This window comes from Pseudomonas sp. NKUCC02_KPG, from assembly GCF_019345465.1.
Taxonomy (GTDB): domain Bacteria; phylum Pseudomonadota; class Gammaproteobacteria; order Pseudomonadales; family Pseudomonadaceae; genus Aquipseudomonas.
The window spans coordinates 38,677-56,638 of record NZ_JAHKRC010000011.1; the positions used below are offsets into that span (position 1 = coordinate 38,677).

Here is a 17,962-nt window from a genome sequence, read left to right on the forward strand (position 1 = left end):
GGAGACGCTTCATGGCCATTTCGCTGTCCAAGAATCAAACCATTTCTCTCGAGAAAGAAGCTGGAACCGGTCTCAAGAAAATCCGCATGGGCCTGGGCTGGGACCCGGTAAAACCGAGCGGTTTTTTTGCCAAACTGCTGAGCAGTGATGCTGCCATCGACCTGGACGCATCGTGCATCCTGCTCGACAGTGCCAAGCAAGCGCTGGACCTGGTGTGGTTCCGCCAGCTCAAGTCCAACGACGGCTCCATCGTTCACTCCGGCGATAACCGCACGGGTGAGGGCGATGGCGACGACGAATCGATCCTGGTCAACCTGGAACAGCTGCCGGCCGGGGTCAAGCACCTGGTGTTTACCGTGAACTCGTTCACCGGGCAAAACTTTGAAGCCGTAGAAAACGCCTACTGCCGCATTGTTGATGAGCTGACCGGCAAAGAGCTGGCGCGCTTCAACCTGTCGGACAAAGGTCGTCATACAGGCGTGGTCATGGCGTACATCAGCCGCACAGCTGCTGGCTGGGACCTGACCGCTATCGGCACCGTGGCCAATGGCCGTACCGCACAGGATCTGGCCAGCGATGCGGCCCAGGCGGTGCGTGCATGACGACGTTGACTCCTGGCGCCAATACCGCTGTCGCTGCCGGCAGCCTGAGCGTCACCATCAGCTACACGCCGGTGGCAGGCGCTGATCTGGACGTGTCTGCCTTCCTGCTCAATGAGTCGGGCAAGGTGCGCGGCGACAACGACATGTGCTTCTTCGGCCAGCAAAGCGTCAACAATGGCGCGGTCAAGCTGGTCGAGTCGGCGGCCGGTCGCAGTGTGTTCAGTGTCAATCTGGACGCCATTGATCAGGCCATCGAGAAAGTCGCCCTGACCGCGACCATCTACGAGAACAAGGCCCGGTTCGATGCCTTCCCGCAACTGACCGTATCGGTGAGCGGCGGCATTGAAGCACCGATCCCGACCCAGGGCATGCAAGAAACCGCATTGATCCTGGGCGAGTTCTATCGCCGTCAGGGCGCGTGGAAATTCCGCTGCGTGGCCCAGGGCTTTGCCGGTGGTCTGGCGCCTTTGGCTCAGCACTTCGGCGTTGATATTGCTGCTCCTGCTCCTGCTCCAGCACCGGCAGCCGCGCCCACGCCAGTGGCACCGCCACCGCCTGCTCCGGCACCGGCCGCCAAGATCAATCTGTCGAAGATCACGCTCGACAAGCAGCGTCCGTCCATCAGCCTTGAGAAAAAGGACGGTGACTTCGGCGAAATCAAAATCAACCTGAACTGGAACCGTACCAACCCCAATGCAGGTGGCGGTGGCGGCTTTTTCGCCTCGTTGCGCGGCAAGTCGGGTGGTATCGATCTGGACGTGGGTTGCCTGTACGAAATGGACAACGGCCGCAAAGGCGCGGTTCAGGCCCTGGGCAATGCCTTCGGTGATTTCCGTGACGAGCCGTTTATCCAGTTGATGGGCGACGACCGTACCGGCTCTGTGAGCGACGGCGAGTGGTTGCGTATCAACGGCAAGGAGTGGCGCAAGATGCGTCGCGTGCTGGTTTACGCGTTTATCTACGAAGGCGCCCCGAACTGGCAGGCCACAGACGGCGTTATCACCTTGTACATTCCGGGTGAGCCGCCGATCGAAGTGCGCCTGAGCGAAGAGGGTGGCACCAAGGGCATGTGCGCCATCGCCCTGCTGGAAAACGTCGGTGGCAGCGTGAAGGTCAACCGTCGGGTTGAGTTCTTCAAGGGCCATTCCGACATGGATAAAGCTTTCGGCTGGGGCATGCGCTGGGCTGCCGGTTCCAAATGAGCGCTCTGTAAGTGGCCGCCTGATGAAACAGGCGCCGTACCTGCAATTTCTGACAAGGTGACTCCAATGCTCGAATGGCTCAAAACCAACGCCACTGCCGCCCGTGACAAGCTCTCGGCGGAAGTCAGCAAGTTCAAGAACCGTGAGTTCATGGAAGCCGTGGTTTCCGGGTGCGCACTGGTGGCGGCTGCCGATGGCAACATCAGCAGCGACGAAAAACAGAAGATGGTCGGGTTTATTCAAAACTCGAATGAGCTGAAGGCTTTTGACGTTAAAGACGTGATCAAGGCTTTCAACGCCGTCTGCGAAAAATTTGAGTTTGATCAGCAGATCGGTCGCGCCGAGGCGCTGAAGTCGATTGGTCAACTGCGTAAAAAAGAAGATGCCGCCCGCCTGCTGGTGCGTGTTTGCTGCGCAATCGGTAGCGCCGACGGCAACTTCGATGAAAGTGAGCGGGCTGCTTGCCGCATTATCTGCAATGAGCTGGGGTTGAACCCTGGCGATTTTGATCTCTGAGGACATCATGGAAAACACGGCAATTGGCTTTCCGCCAACTACCATCGCTGTATTTGTGGCTCTGGCGGTCATTGCTCTGGCAATCGACCTGTTTACCCACAAAAGCGATAAACCGGTCTCGCTGACCAACGCCGCCGTCTGGTCGGTGTTCTGGGTGCTGATCTCCCTCGCCTTTGCGGGCTACCTGTATTACGCCCACGGCCCAAGCGTGGCCAGCCTGTTCGTGACCGGTTACGCGCTGGAAAAAGTCCTCAGCGTCGACAACCTGTTCGTGTTCATGGCGATCTTTGCCTGGTTCAAGATCCCGGACGCGCTGCGTCACCGTGTTCTGTACTGGGGCATCATCGGCGCCATCGTCTTCCGCCTGATTTTCGTGGCGATCGGTACCGGTCTGCTGGCGTTTGGCCCTTGGGTCGAAGTGCTGTTTGCGGTGGTCGTGGCCTGGACGGCGATCATGATGCTGCGCAGCAAGGAAGAAGATGAGGAGGAGGATTACTCCAAGCACATTGCCTACCGTTTTGCGAAAAAACTGTTCCCGGTTTGGCCAAAGCTGCACGGACATAATTTCTTTGTTTCGCGCACAGAGCTTGAAAAAGAGATCACGAAGCCGCAGAACAAGGGAATGACCCTTGTAGGCAAGGGCGCTCTTTTTGCGACACCACTGTTTTTGTGTGTGGTCGTGGTTGAAGTTTCAGACATTCTGTTTGCCTTCGACTCCGTACCGGCAGTGATTGCCGTGAGCCGTGAACCCCTGATCGTGTACTCGGCCATGATGTTCGCCATTCTGGGCCTGCGGACCATGTACTTCGTTCTCGAAGCGCTGAAACGCTACCTGGTACACCTGGAAAAATCGGTTATCGCGCTGTTGTTCTTTATCGCCGGCAAGCTGGCCCTGAACGCAACCGATCACCTGTTTGGCCACGGCATCAGCATTGATCCAAACACCAGCCTGATAGTGGTGTTGGTGGTATTGGCCATCGGTATTGTGGCCAGCATCATCTTTCCAGGTAAGGAAGAAGAGCAATCCGACGTTAAAAACGACACGAACGCTTGATCGCACATTATTAAGGAGAATTACACATGGCACTTTCCCTTTCCAAAGGCGGCAACCTGTCCCTCTCCAAAGAAGCTCCGGGGATGACTAAAGTCCTCGTGGGTCTGGGCTGGGATGCTCGTTCCACCGATGGTCAAGACTTCGACCTGGATGCGAGCGCTTTCTTGCTCAAGGCTGACGGTAAAGTCCGCGCTGACTCCGATTTCATTTTTTACAACCAGCTCAAAAGCGTTGACGGCTCGGTTGAGCACACGGGCGACAACCGTACCGGTGAAGGCGACGGCGATGACGAGGCGATCAAGGTCGACCTGTCCAAAGTACCTGCTGACATCGACCGTATCGCGTTCACCGTGACCATTCACGAAGCCGATGCACGCAGGCAGAACTTCGGTCAGGTGCGCAATGCGTTCATCCGCATTGTGAACCAGGACAACAACAACGAAGTGGCGCGTTATGACCTGGCTGAAGACGCCAGCACCGAAACCGCGATGATCTTTGCCGAGCTGTATCGCAATGGCGCCGAGTGGAAATTCCGCGCTGTGGGTCAAGGTTTTGCCGGCGGCCTCAAGCCATTGGCTGAAAGCTACGGTCTGAAATTCTAATCTGCACCCCATCAACTTTTCATATAAGGGTTCACGAACATGGCAGTAAGTCTGAGTAAAGGCGGCAACGTTTCCCTGACCAAAGAAGCTCCGGGCCTGACCGAAGTGATTGTGGGCCTGGGTTGGGATCCGCGTGTGACTGATGGCCAGGAGTTCGACCTGGACGCCTCGGTGTTCATCGTTGGCGAGAGCGGCAAAGTGCTGAACGACGGCAGCTTTGTGTTCTACAACAACAAGACTTCGCCGGACGGCAACGTTGTGCACCAGGGCGACAACCGCTCGGGCGCTGGCGATGGCGACGACGAACAAGTGAACGTCAACCTGGCGGGTCTGTCGCAAGAAGCCAAGAAACTGGCTTTCGCGGTCACCATCCACGACGCTGATGGCCGTAAACAAAGCTTTGGCCAGGTTTCGAACGCTTACATCCGCGTTCTGAACAAGGCAGACGGCAAAGAGCTGGCACGCTTTGACCTGAGCGAAGACGCTTCGACCGAAACCGCGATGGTATTCGGCGAGCTGTATCGCAATGGCGAAGAGTGGAAGTTCAAGGCTATCGGCCAGGGTTTTGCGGGTGGCCTGGCGCCATTGGCTTCGAACTTTGGTGTTAACCTGGGCTAAACCCCGGCGTTAAACAAAAGGCCCTCCCCGGTTTCGGGGAGGGCCTTTTTTTGTGCATCTGTCCATCACCTGTGGGAGCGGGTCAAAAACTCATTTGCCATTGCCCGATCAACCCGTGGGTGCGGCTGTTGCTACCCATGTCGCCGGTGTAGCCCACGCCCAGTGTCTGGCGGGCCGACACGCCAATATCCAGCCCGGCTTCCAGCACCAGGCTGTTGCGATCCAGCGCGCTGCCTTCGACATTGAACGCAGAACCGCCGAGCACAAAGCGCTGATTTGTTGAGCTGCTGACATCACCATACGTGTGCTTCCAGCCTGCGCTCAGGCGGGGCGTGATGCTCATGCCGTTTTCCAGTTGGCTCAAATGGGCCAGGCGCACGCCCAGGGTACTGCTGAAGTTGTCCTGGGTCTGCTTGTCGACGCTCAACGCGGCCGCACCGCCTTTTTCGGTGTAGTGGTCACGCTGGTAGCGTTGATAACCCAGGTTGGCAAACGGCTCGGCACTCAAGCGACCGCTGCCCAGGGCGTAGCCCAGCTCGGCAAAAGCCTGCTGGCTGCTGGCGTGGTAATCGCCCTTGGGCTGGTCGATAAAACCGTTAAACGCCACGCTGCGTTTGCTGTCCCCGTTATGGCCACTGTAGGCCGCGCCCAGACGCACTGCCAGCGCACCGCTCTGGCGTATCCCGTAGACACCCGCATGCCAGCTGTTGACCGTGCCCTCCATAGCACTGCTATCCACATTGGTTTTTGAGTAGCCGCCCAGCATGCCCATGCGCCAGTCCGGTGTCAGGGCCCAGTCGGCGCCCAGCACGCCGCCTTTGGTGCGTTGGGTCAGGTCGCTGTTGCCGTGTGTCCCGTCCAGTCGGCCATAGCTGCCCAGCCCCTGGAGCCAGAGTCGGCCCTGGGCATTCGGGTCATTGAGGTTGCGCACGCCGGGCGGCAGGCCGGTGGCGGCCAGGGCAGGGGTGTCCTGAGCGGCACTGGCGACCCGCAAACCGGCGCCTGAGCCCACGGACTGCATGGCTGCCAACATGCTGCTGCCCACCTGGGACGTGGCGCCCAGAGTGGCGCTGCTCAGGCTGGCGTTGCTGCTGCCGGCCAGTTGCTCAATGGCCGCCCCCGCCGCTTGTGTGCTGGTGTTGAGCAGGGCGTCATGCAACGCGTTGCCCGCCTTGAGCTGGCTCAAACCGATGGCGGCGCTGTGGCCGTTGGCGCTGCTGGCGTACTCGGCAAAGGTCACGTCATTGCGGGCATAGGTCAGCTCGACGCTGGTGGGGGTGTAGTTGAGCGTCGGGGTGAGGAAGGCATAGTCACTGGTGACGTTGCCAAACGTGCCGTCGAGGGTGCCAGCGCTCAGCACGCGGTACTGGCTGAGCCACGGGTAGGTGCCGCTGCCAGCATTGATGGCCAGCGTTGCACCGTTGAGGTGGGCGGTGCCGCCGACCTGCACCGGCGCGCTGCTGCCATCGGCATTGACCCCGTAGGCCAGGGTCGCGCCGCTGCCCAGGGTCAGGTCATGGGTGATGGTCGCGGTGCCCAATTGCGGGCTGGTTTGCAGCGTGCCGTTGACCAGCAGGTTGCCGACACTGCCGCTCCCGGCGTAAATGCCACCTTCGTCCACGGTGAGGGAACCACTGATGGCACCCTGATTGACCAAGCGGGCGCCGCTGAAAATCTCGCCCCCGTCACTGAAATCGTTCTGGCTGGTGAGTGTCCAGCTGCCGGATTTGACGTCCAGCCATTCGAAGTTCCGGCTGTTGCCCAAGCGGCCACCGGCCGGGTCATCCAGAGACACCCGGTCGTAACCGCTGCCGCCGTCCACCAGGCCGTCGAAGCGGCTGGCACTGCCCAGCGTGAGGCGGTCATTGCCACCGCCAAGGTCCAGCGCCTGGCCATTGCTGCCACTGATCAGGCCATTGTTGAAGACCACGTCCTCGAACTCGCCCACGAACTTCACGCCAAAACCGTCCTGGCCCTGGATCGTGCCGTTGTTGATCAACGTGGTGGCGGCCAGCCCTGATCCATCGCTGCCGTCATCCACCAGCACCGCATTGTTGGCGCCGCTGACCCGTGCGCCCAGGGCGTTGTAGATAAAACCACCGCCCAGGGCGATCCCTTCGCTGCCATTGGCAAACCCGTTCTTGTCGACGCCACCGGCGCCGGTGCCCTGAATCACGCCGTAGTTCTCAATATGGGCGATCAGGTCGATATCCACGCCATCGCCGTCACCATTGGGCTTGAGCCCGGAGTAGGCGCCGGTGATGGTGCCGTGGTTGATCACGGTGCCATCCCCGTCCGAGCCGAAGCCCGAACCGTTGCGCCCGGTGACGTCGCCATAGTTGATCAGTGTTGCGCCCAGGTCGGTGGTGATGCCGTGGCGCCCGCCCGAGAGGGTGCCGTAGTTGGTCACCGTCACGCCGGTTGCCGAGTCGATGTCGACGCCGTCGAACTTGTTGTCGTCGTTCAGGGCGTCGCCTGTGGAAATCTCACCGTAGTTGAGAATCGTGGCGTTGGAGCCGGTCTTCATGCCGTCGCTGAACTCACCGCGAATCAGCCCGCCTTCGCGGTTGATCAGGGTGGTTTTGACGTCATGGCTGCGCACCGCGTCGAGGTCGATGGCCTGGCCGCTATCGGTGGAGCGAATAGTGCCGCTGTTGTCGATCAGTACACTGCCACTGCTGAACGGGGTGTCGATGCGCAGGGCATCGTTGCTGCCCTGAATCGTCGCGCCGCTGCGGTTGAAAATACTGTAGTTGCGCTCGCCGCTTGCACTGCCACTGCTGTCGATGGCTCGCCCGCCCGTCGAGATCAGGCTGCCTGCGTTGTCGATTATCACGCCCGGGCCGCTGGTGCTGCCCTTGAGCGTGACGGCCACCTTGGCAGTGGTCAGGCTTGCGGCCGGGGTCACTGTCAACGTATCGCTGGCGCTCAGGTTGAGTGCGCTGGTGCCGGGTGAGTCCAGGAGGGTGTCACTGGCAAGTGCCAGCGGAGCAACGGTGCTTGAGCTCAATAGCGCGATGGCGAGCGCAAGGCGTTGGGGGGAGGCAGGCATGACGGGCGACCTTATCGGGAATAACCGGGCCGTCTTTTATAGCGAGTGGTTTTTACAAAATGATGTATCTGAATACCACTTGAACCTCTGTATTGTGTCGGGCATTGCAGGAATTTTCGCTTTCTCCAGGCGCTTTCACATTTTTTCGATGCGCCCCCCTTATCAAAGTGGTTCAGCTCACACATGGATACAGTACGCGCACGTCTCGCCGGTCTGATTGAATTTGTAAAACAGACGGCACTCATGCAAAAGCGGCCAGCGTTGACCGTCAACCAACACAACGCATTCAGTGCCAGCGAAGAAAAGCTGCGGGCACTGCCGGGTGTCAGCCTGGATGTGCTGGAGGGTGACGAAGATGAAGTCTGGTTGCGGCTTGAGCGTTTGCACGAGACCCGCCCGCCCGCGCCCTTGAGCCCGTTGCTGGCGCTGTGGATCGAACTCAAGGGCACGCCGCAAACCGAACCTGCGCTAAAACTTCGGGTGACACGTGAGGCGCTGATCAACAGTGGCCTGTTGTCCGAGCCGCAGCTTACGCGGTTGACCGCGGTCGGCATTGAGCTCAGCGAAGACGCCCCGGTGGATGAGTGGGTGAATCTTGAGGATTGCCTGGACGCTGGCGAGATCAGGGCGCAGTTCAAGTCCTATAGCCAAACTGCCTGGCGACTGTGGGCCGCAGAGGAAAAACTGCGGCGTAAAAGCATCGAACTCTATGCCGAACTGTTTTTGCTGGTGCAGCAGATGCAGGGCAATCTGGGGGATGCGCAACTGGAACTGGTCTGGGGATTGGGCGTTTCGACGTGGGAACATCCCGCGGTTGGCGTCATCCACTACCCGTTGATCAGCCAGTTGGTCGAGATAGCCATCAACCCGGACTCAATGGCCATCGAAGTCCGCCCACGCGCCGCTGAGCCCCGGCTGGAAGTCGACGCCTACGTGGCCGCCGATATTCCGGGGGTAGGGGCATTGGCGACCCTGGCCAAGGATTTCTTCAAGAAAGAGCAGGCCGCAATCAGCCCGTTCAATCCTTCCAGTCATGAACCGGTGATTCGCTCTGCCTCTTCATTGCTCGATGCTCAGGGGCAGTTTTTGCCGGTGACGGTTGCCGAGGGCGATCGCTCGGTGCCCAAGGCCGCCGAGCATCTATGCGTGACAGACACCTGGATCCTGTTTGCCCGCACCCGCGACAGCAATATGTTTATTGAAGACCTGGGCCGCTTTGAAGGCGAGATCGAGGCAATCGGTGAATTACCACCGGCCTTGCAGGCGATCTTGACCGAACCTTCCAGCGTGCTTGAGGACGTAGTCCTGCCCCCGTTCCGGGGTTTGTCCTACGTCAGTGGCTCCCAAGGTGGCGATGCGCCTGGGACCAAGGTTCATGAACTGTACTTTCCCAAGCCTTACAACGACGAACAGGTGCAAATCATCCAGTTGCTGGAGATGCACGACGGGGTTGTGGTGCAGGGCCCGCCAGGCACCGGCAAGACTCACACCATTGCCAACGTCATCAGCCATTACCTGGCCAATGGCAAGCGGGTGCTGGTGACGTCGATGAAAGACCCGGCACTGGCCGTGCTGCAGGAAAAGCTCCCCGAGGACATTCGCCCGCTGGCAATCAGCCTGCTGAGCAGCGAAGCGGACGGCATGAAGCAGTTCGAATTCGCCATTCAGAAAATCTCAGCTGAGGTCCAGCGGATTGATCGGTCGCTGTACAAGCGCGAAATCGGCCAGATTGACGACGAAATCAATACCCTCCACGGTCAGATGACCAGTGTCGACCGTGAGATTACCCACTGGGCCGAACGCAACCTGTCAGACCTGGAAATCGACGGCGAACGCCTGAGCCCGACCCATGCCGCGTTGCAGGTCGCTGCGGCGCAAGACGAGATCAACGGCTTTGCCGATCAGATCGGGGTGGGGGACGAACATCGCCCGCGTTTCAGCCTGCAAGACATCATCGCCTTGCGTGAAGCGCGGCTTGAACTCAAGGATTCGCTGGCTTATCTGGGCCACAAAGTCCCGCAACTGGCCGACTTCCCGGATGCGCAAACGCTGATTCAGGTCCATCAGGATCTGGCCCGGGAAAGCCAGTTGCAGCACAAGGAGAGCACGGGCGAGGTGCCGCGTTTGCTGGACGCCAGCACGCAGACCCTGGAGCAGGCACAGGCTCTGGTGGATCACCTGGAGCAGTTGCAGGCACTGCGAGTGCAGCTCAAAAGCGCAGAGCACCCGTGGGTGCCGGCCATGCAGGCCTACTTGTCGCGCAACCCCAATGCCGATGTGCTGGGGCTTTTTGACAGCCTCAAGGGCGAGATCGAAGCGGCGCTGACAGGTCGCAAGGCATTTGTAGCCCGGCCGGTGAGCTTGTCATTCGAGCTCCAGGCGCAGCCCGAAGTGGTGGCCGCCATCGATAACCTGGCCCAGGGAAGACGCCCGTTCGGGTTGTCCGGCCTGATCGGCAAGGGCAGCCAGAAACAGTTGCTGGACGCCATTCTGGTGCTGGGCAGCAAGCCGCAGAACGATCAGGACTGGGTGCACGTGCAGGCATTTGTGCGCTTCCAGCAACTGGGACGAACGTTGCTGTTGCGCTGGAATGCACTGGCTGGCGAGATGCCGCTGCCGACCCTTGAAACCGATGCCGAGCAACTGCTGGCGGCGGCCCGGGTGATCGAACAGTACGGCGATATTGTCCGCGCCGAGAAGGGCGAAATCCGTGCGCAAACCGAGCTCAGGCACCTGCTCGTGGACTGGGCCGACGTCAGTCAGTTGCGCAGTGACGAGGCGGTACTGGGCAAGGGCGAAGGCTTTTTGCGCCATCACCTGATGCGTCACCGACTGGCGGCTACCTGGGCCATCAAGCACACCTTCAACACGGCACTGGCCGGTTGTGGCGGTGCAGTGAGCGAGCGCCTGCAAGGGTTTCTGGACACCAGTCTGGGTCAGCCGCAGGTGACGACCGCCGAACTTCAGGTGCAGTGGTCCGAACTGATGGACGAGCTGCGCCGGGTGTTGGCTTTGACGGGTGCGCTCGGCACGGTGCAACAGGTGACGGACCTCATCGCACACAGCGGCGGCCTGATCTGGGCCGCCCGTTTGCGCGACGAACCGAGCCTGGAGCCGGTGGATGACCTGCTCCCGGACAACTGCCTGGAGGTGTGGCGCCTGAGCCGTCTGGCGCGTTACCTCGACAGTATCGACGGGCGCGAAGACCTCAAGCGCCTGTTCACATTACGCGGTGAACTGGAGCTGAACCTGTCGCGCCTGTATCAGGATGCGGTGGTCAAGCGCACCTGGCTGCGGTTGTCGGAGAACGCCACGCCGAGTGTCAGGGCCGCCCTGGAGTTGTACCGCACCGCGATCCGCAAAATCGGCAAGGGGACGGGCGTTCGTGCCGGGCGTTACCGGCAGGACGCACGATTGGCCGCCGATGTGGCGATCTCGGCGATCCCGTGCTGGATCATGCCCCATTACCGCATTTGCGAAAGTTTGCCGGCCCAGTACGGTGCCTTTGATCTGGTGATCATCGATGAGGCGTCCCAGTCTGACCTGACGGCACTGCCAGCGTTGTTGCGGGCGAAAAAAGTGCTGGTGGTGGGCGATGACAAACAAGTCTCGCCGGACGGTATCGGCATGGAAGAAGAGCGTGTGCAGAACATGATGGCGCGCTTCTTGGGCAATCAGGTCGGGCTCTACCGGCCATTGATGTCCCCCGAGCGTTCGCTGTACGACCTGTTCAAAGTGGTGTTTGCCAAGAGCGGCACCATGCTGCGCGAGCATTTCCGCTGCGTGGCGCCGATCATCGAATACTCCAAGCGTGAGTTCTACAACCACGAACTCAAGCCACTGCGCCTGCCGATGATGACCGAGCGCCTGGACCCGCCGCTGGTGGATTTGCGGGTAATGGACGGGGAGAAAAAGGGCAAGTTCAACCTCGGCGAAGCCAATGTGATTGTCGAGGAAATCCGCCGCCTGATTGCCATGCCGCAGATCGCGGGGCGCAGCATTGGCGTGGTCTCGTTGCTGGGGGCCGAGCAGGCGCAAAAAGTCATGCAGATGCTGACCAAGGAGCTGGGTGAAGAAGTGATCACCCAGTTCCAGATCAGCTGTGGCGATGCGCGCACTTTCCAGGGCAAGGAGCGGGACATCATGTTCCTGTCGATGGTGGCCAGCCCCGGCGACTGTTTTGCCAACAGCCGCGACTCGATTGCCCAGCGCTTCAATGTGGCCGCGTCGCGGGCGCGGGACCGAATGTATCTGGTGCGCAGCGTCGAGCTCACCGACCTGAGTGCGGTCGATGGTTTGCGCCGAGGCCTGATTGAACACTTTGAGACCCCGTTTACGCAGGATGCCGCGCAGGTCAGCGATCTGCGCGAGTTGTGCGAATCGGGTTTCGAGCGCGATATGTACGATGAACTGACGCAGCGCGGTTATCGGGTTATCCCGCAGGTTGGCGTCGGGGCTTATCGGATCGACATGGTGGTGGAGGGGGACAACGACAGCCGCCTGGCGATCGAGTGTGATGGCGACCGCTTTCACGGGCCGGACCGCTGGGACAGCGACATGCGCCGCCAGCGCATTCTGGAGCGTGCGGGCTGGCGCTTCTGGCGCTGCTTCGCGTCGGCGTTCACGTTGAATCGCCAGATGATCATTGAAGATTTGCTGGCCACCTTGAAGGCCATGAACATCGAGCCTGCCAGTGGGGAAGGGGCGGCTCCGAGCATTCATGTCGAGCGGCGCCAGGTGTATGGCTTTCGTCGTGCCGGTGCATCAGCGCAGGAGGAGGGGAGTCGGCCTTATGACAACCGGCCGGCCAAGGACCCGTTTTTGTTCTGGATCCCGGACGACCCGTTTGTCGTGAGTGAGCGTCAAGCGGATGAGTCCTCGCCGCAGACGGCCTGATAAGCCCGCGGGCAGCATCGCAGGCAAGACGGCGGCGGCAGGTTTTGCGTTCACCTGTGTCAGCGGGTGATCGTACAACCGGCTTGAGCTATGATGCATCCATGCGGGAGCACAGCAGCACGGACGTCCGGTGTGTCAGGGCGATTTTTCAGCTGCTTTCATGAAGTGCCCCTGACCCCTTTGATTTCGAGAAAAATGTTCAACATGGATAACCAGATCGACGTACCCCGCCTCCCTCGCAAGCGCCGTAGCCTGGCGCAAGAGTTGGTGACGGTGCTGTCCGAGCAGATCCGCGACGGTAAGCTCAAGCGTGGCGACAAGTTGCCTACCGAGTCAGCGATCATGGAGGCGCACGGCGTCAGCCGCACGGTGGTGCGCGAAGCGATTTCTCGTTTGCAGGCGGCAGGGCAGGTCGAGACCCGCCACGGTATCGGCACCTTTGTGCTGGATACGCCGAGCCCGAGCGGTTTTCGGATCGACCCGGCGACTGTCGTCACATTGCGCGATGTGCTGGCGATTCTTGAACTGCGTATCAGCCTTGAAGTGGAGTCTGCCGGGTTGGCTGCCCAGCGTCGCAATGAGGAACAATTGGCAGCGATGCGTGCAGCGCTGGATGCCCTGAATGAAAACGCGGCACGCAATGGCGATGCCGTGGCGTCGGACTTTCAGTTCCACCTGCAGATTGCGCTGTCGACGGGCAACCGCTACTTCACCGACATCATGACTCACCTGGGCACCAGCATCATTCCGCGTACCCGTCTCAATTCTGCGCGTCTGGCCCATGATGACCAGCAGCACTACATGACCCGGCTCAACCGCGAGCACGAAGAAATCTACCAGGCCATTGCCCGTCAGGATTCCGAAGCGGCCCGTGCGGCCATGCGCCTGCACCTGACCAACAGCCGCGAACGCCTGCGTCATGCCCATGAAGAAGCAGAAGCGCAACGCGGGTAGTCGTTTGTAATCGTTGTAGCCGCTGAGGAGCGAAGCGAGGCTGCGATCGGCGGCGAAGCCGTCGCAGGATCAGACTGCAAGACCGCAGCCTTAGGCTTTACGGGTGCTGCATCACGCCGGTCGCAGCCTCGCTTCGCTCCTCAGCGACTACAGGTCAGGCGCATGAAACGGTTGTTCTCAGACAACCTACCTCCTCTCTGAAATTAAATTTCAACCCTGCGCAACTCTCACAAAGCCCGTATTAGACGGGCTTTGTGATTTTCATCAGGCCAAATTCAGACGCCGCTGAACACGAATGCACGAAATGATATTGACGTTATCTTTTTAAGTTGTACGATGACGTACGACGTAGCGAAGTGCTTACGTATTTTTCATCACAACGTGCTCCCAGGGTGTTCGAATAATGAATCCACAAGAACTGAAGTCCATCCTCTCTTCCGGTCTGTTGTCCTTCCCGATAACCGACTTCAATGCTCAAGGTGATTTCCACCGCGAGGGCTACATCAAGCGCCTGGAATGGCTGGCCCCGTACGGCGCCTCGGCCCTGTTCGCAGCAGGCGGCACCGGTGAGTTCTTCTCCCTGGCAGCCAGCGAATATTCGCAAGTGATCAAAACTGCCGTTGATACCTGCGCCACCAGCGTACCGATCCTCGCCGGTGTAGGCGGTTCGACCCGTCAGGCCATCGAGTACGCTCAAGAAGCCGAGCGCCTGGGTGCCAAAGGCTTGCTGCTGCTGCCGCACTACCTGACTGAAGCCAGCCAGGACGGCGTTGCCGCCCACGTTGAGGCCGTGTGCAAGTCGGTGAAAATCGGCGTGATCGTCTACAACCGTAACGTCTGCCGCTTGACCGCGCCGCTGCTGGAGCGTCTGGCCGAGCGTTGCCCGAACCTGATCGGCTACAAGGATGGCCTGGGCGACATCGAGTTGATGGTGTCGATCCGTCGCCGCCTCGGCGATCGCTTCAGCTACCTGGGCGGTCTGCCGACCGCCGAAGTCTACGCTGCCGCCTACAAGGCGCTGGGTGTACCGGTTTACTCCTCGGCGGTGTTCAACTTCATCCCGAAAACCGCGATGGATTTCTACCACGCCGTGGCCCGTGAAGATCACGCCACCGTGGGCAAGATCATCGACGACTTCTTCCTGCCTTACCTGGACATTCGTAACCGCAAATCCGGTTACGCGGTCAGCATCGTCAAGGCTGGCGCCACTATTTCAGGTTACAGTGCAGGCCCGGTGCGTACGCCACTGACCGACTTGTTGCCAGAAGAGTACGAGGCACTGGCTGCCTTGATCGACAAGCAAGGTCCGCAGTAAGCAAAAGCCAAGGCCGCTGAGAAATCAGCGGCCTTTTGTGTGAAGGATTACGACCGTCGGCTAGCGCATTTATCTGTAGAAACTGTAAGTCAGCTACATCAAAAAAATAGATTCACCCGCGCATAAAAATAAACAGTGGGAGTAGTACAACATGCAAGCGACCAAGCCGACGCATGTCCGTTATATGATTTTGCTCATGCTTTTCCTGGTGACCACAATCAATTATGCAGACCGTGCAACTATCGCCATCGCAGGCTCCAGCCTGCAAAAAGACCTCGGCATCGATGCCGTAACCCTGGGTTATATCTTCTCCGCATTTGGCTGGGCCTACGTGGCCGGACAAATCCCCGGTGGCTGGCTCCTCGACCGTTTCGGTTCCAAAAAAGTTTACGCCCTGAGCATCTTCACCTGGTCTCTGTTCACCGTGCTGCAAGGCTTTATCGGTGAGTTCGGCATGTCCACAGCGGTCGTTGCGCTGTTTATGCTGCGCTTTCTGGTGGGTCTGGCCGAAGCACCCTCTTTTCCCGGAAACGCCCGAATCGTTGCGGCCTGGTTCCCTACGGCAGAACGTGGCACAGCGTCCGCGATCTTCAACTCGGCGCAATACTTCGCCACTGTGCTGTTCGCACCGTTGATGGGCTGGATCGTCTACTCCTTTGGTTGGGAGCATGTGTTCATCGTCATGGGCATCCTGGGTATCGTCTTCTCGGGCATCTGGCTCAAGGTGATCTACAGCCCGCGTGAACACCCTCGCATCAACGAGGCAGAGTTCAAGTACATCGCTGAAAACGGCGGCATGGTCGATATGGACCAGAAAGGCAAAAAGTCTGACGGACCCAAATGGGACTACATACGTCAACTGCTCACCAACCGCATGATGCTCGGTGTGTATCTGGGCCAGTACTGCATCAACGGTATTACCTACTTCTTCCTGACCTGGTTCCCCGTGTATCTGGTACAGGACCGCGGCATGACCATCCTCAAGGCGGGCTTCATTGCGTCATTGCCTGCAATCTGCGGATTTATCGGCGGGGTGTTGGGCGGGGTGATTTCCGATTACCTGCTGCGCAAAGGCCACTCGCTGACGTTCGCCCGCAAGGCGCCGATCATCGTCGGCCTGCTGGTATCGAGCAGCATCGTGGCCTGTAACTATGTGGACGTTGAATGGATGGTGGTTGGCTTCATGGCCCTGGCATTCTTCGGTAAAGGCGTAGGCGCACTGGGCTGGGCCGTGGTCTCCGACACCTCGCCCAAGCAGATCGCCGGTCTGAGCGGTGGCCTGTTCAATACCTTTGGCAACCTCGCTTCCATTACCACTCCCATCGTCATCGGTTACATCATCAGCACCACCGGCTCGTTCAAATGGGCGCTGGTGTTTGTCGGTTGCAACGCATTGATGGCAGTGTTCAGCTACCTGGTCATCGTCGGGCCGATCAAGCGTGTGGTGCTCAAAGAGCCACCGACCACTGACCCGAAAACCGCTGAACTTAAACCTGTGAATTCTTGAGGAGCGGCATCATGACGTTGATTGAACATTCTGATTCGCCGCGCTCGATCCGCTTGCACCCGCTGGATAACGTTGCGGTCGTGGTCAATGACCAGGGCGTACCGGCCGGTACTGTGTTTGCGGATGGCCTCGTGACGCTGGACTTTGTGCCCCAGAGCCACAAAGTCACTCTGGAAGACATCCCCCAGGGCGGCGAAGTGATTCGCTACGGCCAGATCATCGGCTACGCCCTGCAAGCCATTGCGCGGGGCAGCTGGGTCAACGAAGACCAGCTGCGCATGCCCACCGCCCCGCCCCTGGACAGCCTGCCGCTGTCCACGGATGTTCCGCCCGCGCAGGCACCCCTTGAGGGCTACACCTTCGAAGGGTATCGCAACGCCGACGGTACCGTGGGCACGCGCAATATTCTGGGCATCACCACCACCGTGCAGTGCGTGACCGGCGTGCTGGACCATGCGGTCAAGCGGATCAAGGAAGAACTGCTGCCCCTTTACCCCCATGTCGACGATGTCGTTGCGTTGACCCACAGCTACGGCTGCGGGGTGGCGATCAGCGCCACCGACGCCTATATCCCGATCCGCACGGTACGTAACCTGGCGCGCAACCCCAATCTGGGCGGTGAAGCGCTGGTCATCGGTCTGGGCTGCGAGAAATTGCAGGCCGGCCAGGTGATGCACGAAAACGACAGCTCGGTGGACCTGAGCGATCCGTGGCTGTACCGCCTGCAGGATTCCAGCCACGGCTTTACCGAGATGATCGAGCAGATCATGGCCCTGGCCGAAGTCCGCCTCAAGAAACTCGATCAGCGCCGTCGCGAAACCGTACCGGCGTCTGAGTTGATCCTGGGCATGCAATGCGGCGGCAGCGATGCGTTTTCCGGGATCACCGCCAATCCGGCGCTGGGTTATGCCTCGGACTTGTTGTTGCGTGCGGGGGCAACGGTGATGTTTTCCGAAGTCACCGAAGTGCGCGATGCCATCTACCTGCTGACTTCCCGTGCCGAGACCCAGGCCGTCGCCCAAGAGCTGGTGCGGGAAATGGACTGGTACGACCGCTACCTGGCCAAGGGCGAAGCAGACCGCAGCGCCAACACCACGCCGGGCAACAAGAAGGGCGGGTTGTCGAATATCGTCGAGAAATCCCTGGGGTCCATCGTCAAGTCCGGCAGCAGCGCGATCAATGGCGTGCTTGGCCCGGGCGAGCGTTTCACGCGCAAAGGGCTGATTTTTTGTGCGACGCCTGCCAGCGACTTTGTGTGCGGCACCTTGCAACTGGCTGCCGGGATGAACCTGCACGTGTTCACGACCGGGCGCGGCACACCGTATGGGCTGGCAATGGCCCCCGTGGTGAAAGTGTCGACCCGCACCGAACTGGCACAGCGCTGGCCGGACCTGATCGATATCGACGCCGGCCGCATCGCCACCGGGCGCGCGACCATCGAAGACCTGGGTTGGGAACTGTTCCATTACTACCTGGACGTCGCCAGCGGTAAAAAACACACCTGGGCCGAGCAGCACAAACTGCACAACGACATCACCCTGTTCAACCCGGCACCGATCACCTGAACAGTGATATGTAGCCGAAACTTGTAGTCGCTGCCGCAGGAACGAGGCTGCGTCCGATTGCGAAGCAATCGTAAAACCT

12 protein-coding genes are annotated in these 17,962 nt (G+C 59.9%); 11 read left to right on the forward strand and 1 reads right to left on the reverse strand.

What is annotated here, in order from left to right; all coding sequences use genetic code 11:
* Positions 1 to 11 precede the first annotated feature (11 nt).
* From KO536_RS15710 to KO536_RS15735, 6 genes are all read left to right on the forward strand, one after another.
* Entirely contained in the window at positions 12 to 602 is a 591-nt protein-coding gene (locus KO536_RS15710; protein WP_219262376.1) for a TerD family protein, read from the forward strand.
* Positions 599 to 1,804 carry a TerD family protein gene (locus tag KO536_RS15715; protein ID WP_133078835.1) on the forward strand — a complete coding sequence of 402 codons (1,206 nt, stop codon included), beginning with the start codon at positions 599 to 601 and terminating at the stop codon, positions 1,802 to 1,804. Before KO536_RS15710 ends, KO536_RS15715 begins: the two co-directional genes overlap by 4 nt.
* A gap of 66 nt (positions 1,805 to 1,870) precedes the next feature.
* Entirely contained in the window at positions 1,871 to 2,320 is a 450-nt protein-coding gene (locus KO536_RS15720; protein WP_133078836.1) for a tellurite resistance TerB family protein, read from the forward strand.
* Positions 2,321 to 2,327: 7 nt separating this feature from the next.
* Positions 2,328 to 3,374: a TerC/Alx family metal homeostasis membrane protein gene (locus tag KO536_RS15725; RefSeq protein ID WP_133078837.1), complete on the forward strand. Its 1,047-nt coding sequence runs from the start codon at positions 2,328 to 2,330 to the stop codon at positions 3,372 to 3,374.
* 26 nt (positions 3,375 to 3,400) lie between these two features.
* A complete protein-coding gene (locus KO536_RS15730; RefSeq protein WP_133078838.1) occupies positions 3,401 to 3,976 on the forward strand; it encodes a TerD family protein in 576 nt (191 codons plus the stop codon).
* A 39-nt stretch (positions 3,977 to 4,015) separates the two neighbouring features.
* Entirely contained in the window at positions 4,016 to 4,594 is a 579-nt protein-coding gene (locus KO536_RS15735; RefSeq protein ID WP_133078839.1) for a TerD family protein, read from the forward strand.
* A gap of 82 nt (positions 4,595 to 4,676) precedes the next feature.
* Here KO536_RS15735 and KO536_RS15740 read toward each other — a convergent pair whose 3' ends face one another.
* Positions 4,677 to 7,646: an autotransporter domain-containing protein gene (locus KO536_RS15740; RefSeq protein WP_219262377.1), complete on the reverse strand. Its 2,970-nt coding sequence runs from the start codon at positions 7,644 to 7,646 to the stop codon at positions 4,677 to 4,679.
* Between the two features lie 183 nt (positions 7,647 to 7,829).
* Between KO536_RS15740 and KO536_RS15745 the strand changes: the two genes are divergently transcribed.
* The 5 genes from KO536_RS15745 to garD all read left to right on the forward strand — a co-directional run bounded on the left by KO536_RS15745 (position 7,830) and on the right by garD (position 17,883).
* Entirely contained in the window at positions 7,830 to 12,542 is a 4,713-nt protein-coding gene (locus tag KO536_RS15745) for an AAA domain-containing protein (protein ID WP_219262378.1), read from the forward strand.
* Positions 12,543 to 12,746: 204 nt separating this feature from the next.
* A complete protein-coding gene (locus KO536_RS15750; protein ID WP_219262379.1) occupies positions 12,747 to 13,496 on the forward strand; it encodes a FadR/GntR family transcriptional regulator in 750 nt (249 codons plus the stop codon).
* Between the two features lie 403 nt (positions 13,497 to 13,899).
* On the forward strand, positions 13,900 to 14,811 hold the full coding sequence (gene kdgD / locus KO536_RS15755) for a 5-dehydro-4-deoxyglucarate dehydratase (protein ID WP_133078843.1): 912 nt from the start codon (positions 13,900 to 13,902) through the stop codon (positions 14,809 to 14,811).
* A 151-nt stretch (positions 14,812 to 14,962) separates the two neighbouring features.
* Positions 14,963 to 16,318: an MFS transporter gene (locus KO536_RS15760; RefSeq protein ID WP_133078844.1), complete on the forward strand. Its 1,356-nt coding sequence runs from the start codon at positions 14,963 to 14,965 to the stop codon at positions 16,316 to 16,318.
* Positions 16,319 to 16,329: 11 nt separating this feature from the next.
* Complete coding sequence (gene garD, locus KO536_RS15765) at positions 16,330 to 17,883, forward strand: galactarate dehydratase (protein WP_219262380.1); 1,554 nt, start codon at positions 16,330 to 16,332, stop codon at positions 17,881 to 17,883.
* Positions 17,884 to 17,962 lie beyond the last annotated feature (79 nt).

Excerpts from the sequence above, each read along its gene's own strand:
- KO536_RS15710 (WP_219262376.1), top strand. The coding sequence starts at position 12 with ATGGCCATTTCGCTGTCCAAGAATCAAACCATTTCTCTCGAGAAAGAA.
- KO536_RS15715 (WP_133078835.1), top strand. The coding sequence starts at position 599 with ATGACGACGTTGACTCCTGGCGCCAATACCGCTGTCGCTGCCGGCAGC.
- KO536_RS15720 (WP_133078836.1), top strand. The coding sequence starts at position 1,871 with ATGCTCGAATGGCTCAAAACCAACGCCACTGCCGCCCGTGACAAGCTC.
- KO536_RS15725 (WP_133078837.1), top strand. The coding sequence starts at position 2,328 with ATGGAAAACACGGCAATTGGCTTTCCGCCAACTACCATCGCTGTATTT.
- KO536_RS15730 (WP_133078838.1), top strand. The coding sequence starts at position 3,401 with ATGGCACTTTCCCTTTCCAAAGGCGGCAACCTGTCCCTCTCCAAAGAA.
- KO536_RS15735 (WP_133078839.1), top strand. The coding sequence starts at position 4,016 with ATGGCAGTAAGTCTGAGTAAAGGCGGCAACGTTTCCCTGACCAAAGAA.
- KO536_RS15740 (WP_219262377.1), bottom strand. The coding sequence starts at position 7,646 with ATGCCTGCCTCCCCCCAACGCCTTGCGCTCGCCATCGCGCTATTGAGC.
- KO536_RS15745 (WP_219262378.1), top strand. The coding sequence starts at position 7,830 with ATGGATACAGTACGCGCACGTCTCGCCGGTCTGATTGAATTTGTAAAA.
- KO536_RS15750 (WP_219262379.1), top strand. The coding sequence starts at position 12,747 with ATGGATAACCAGATCGACGTACCCCGCCTCCCTCGCAAGCGCCGTAGC.
- kdgD (WP_133078843.1), top strand. The coding sequence starts at position 13,900 with ATGAATCCACAAGAACTGAAGTCCATCCTCTCTTCCGGTCTGTTGTCC.
- KO536_RS15760 (WP_133078844.1), top strand. The coding sequence starts at position 14,963 with ATGCAAGCGACCAAGCCGACGCATGTCCGTTATATGATTTTGCTCATG.
- garD (WP_219262380.1), top strand. The coding sequence starts at position 16,330 with ATGACGTTGATTGAACATTCTGATTCGCCGCGCTCGATCCGCTTGCAC.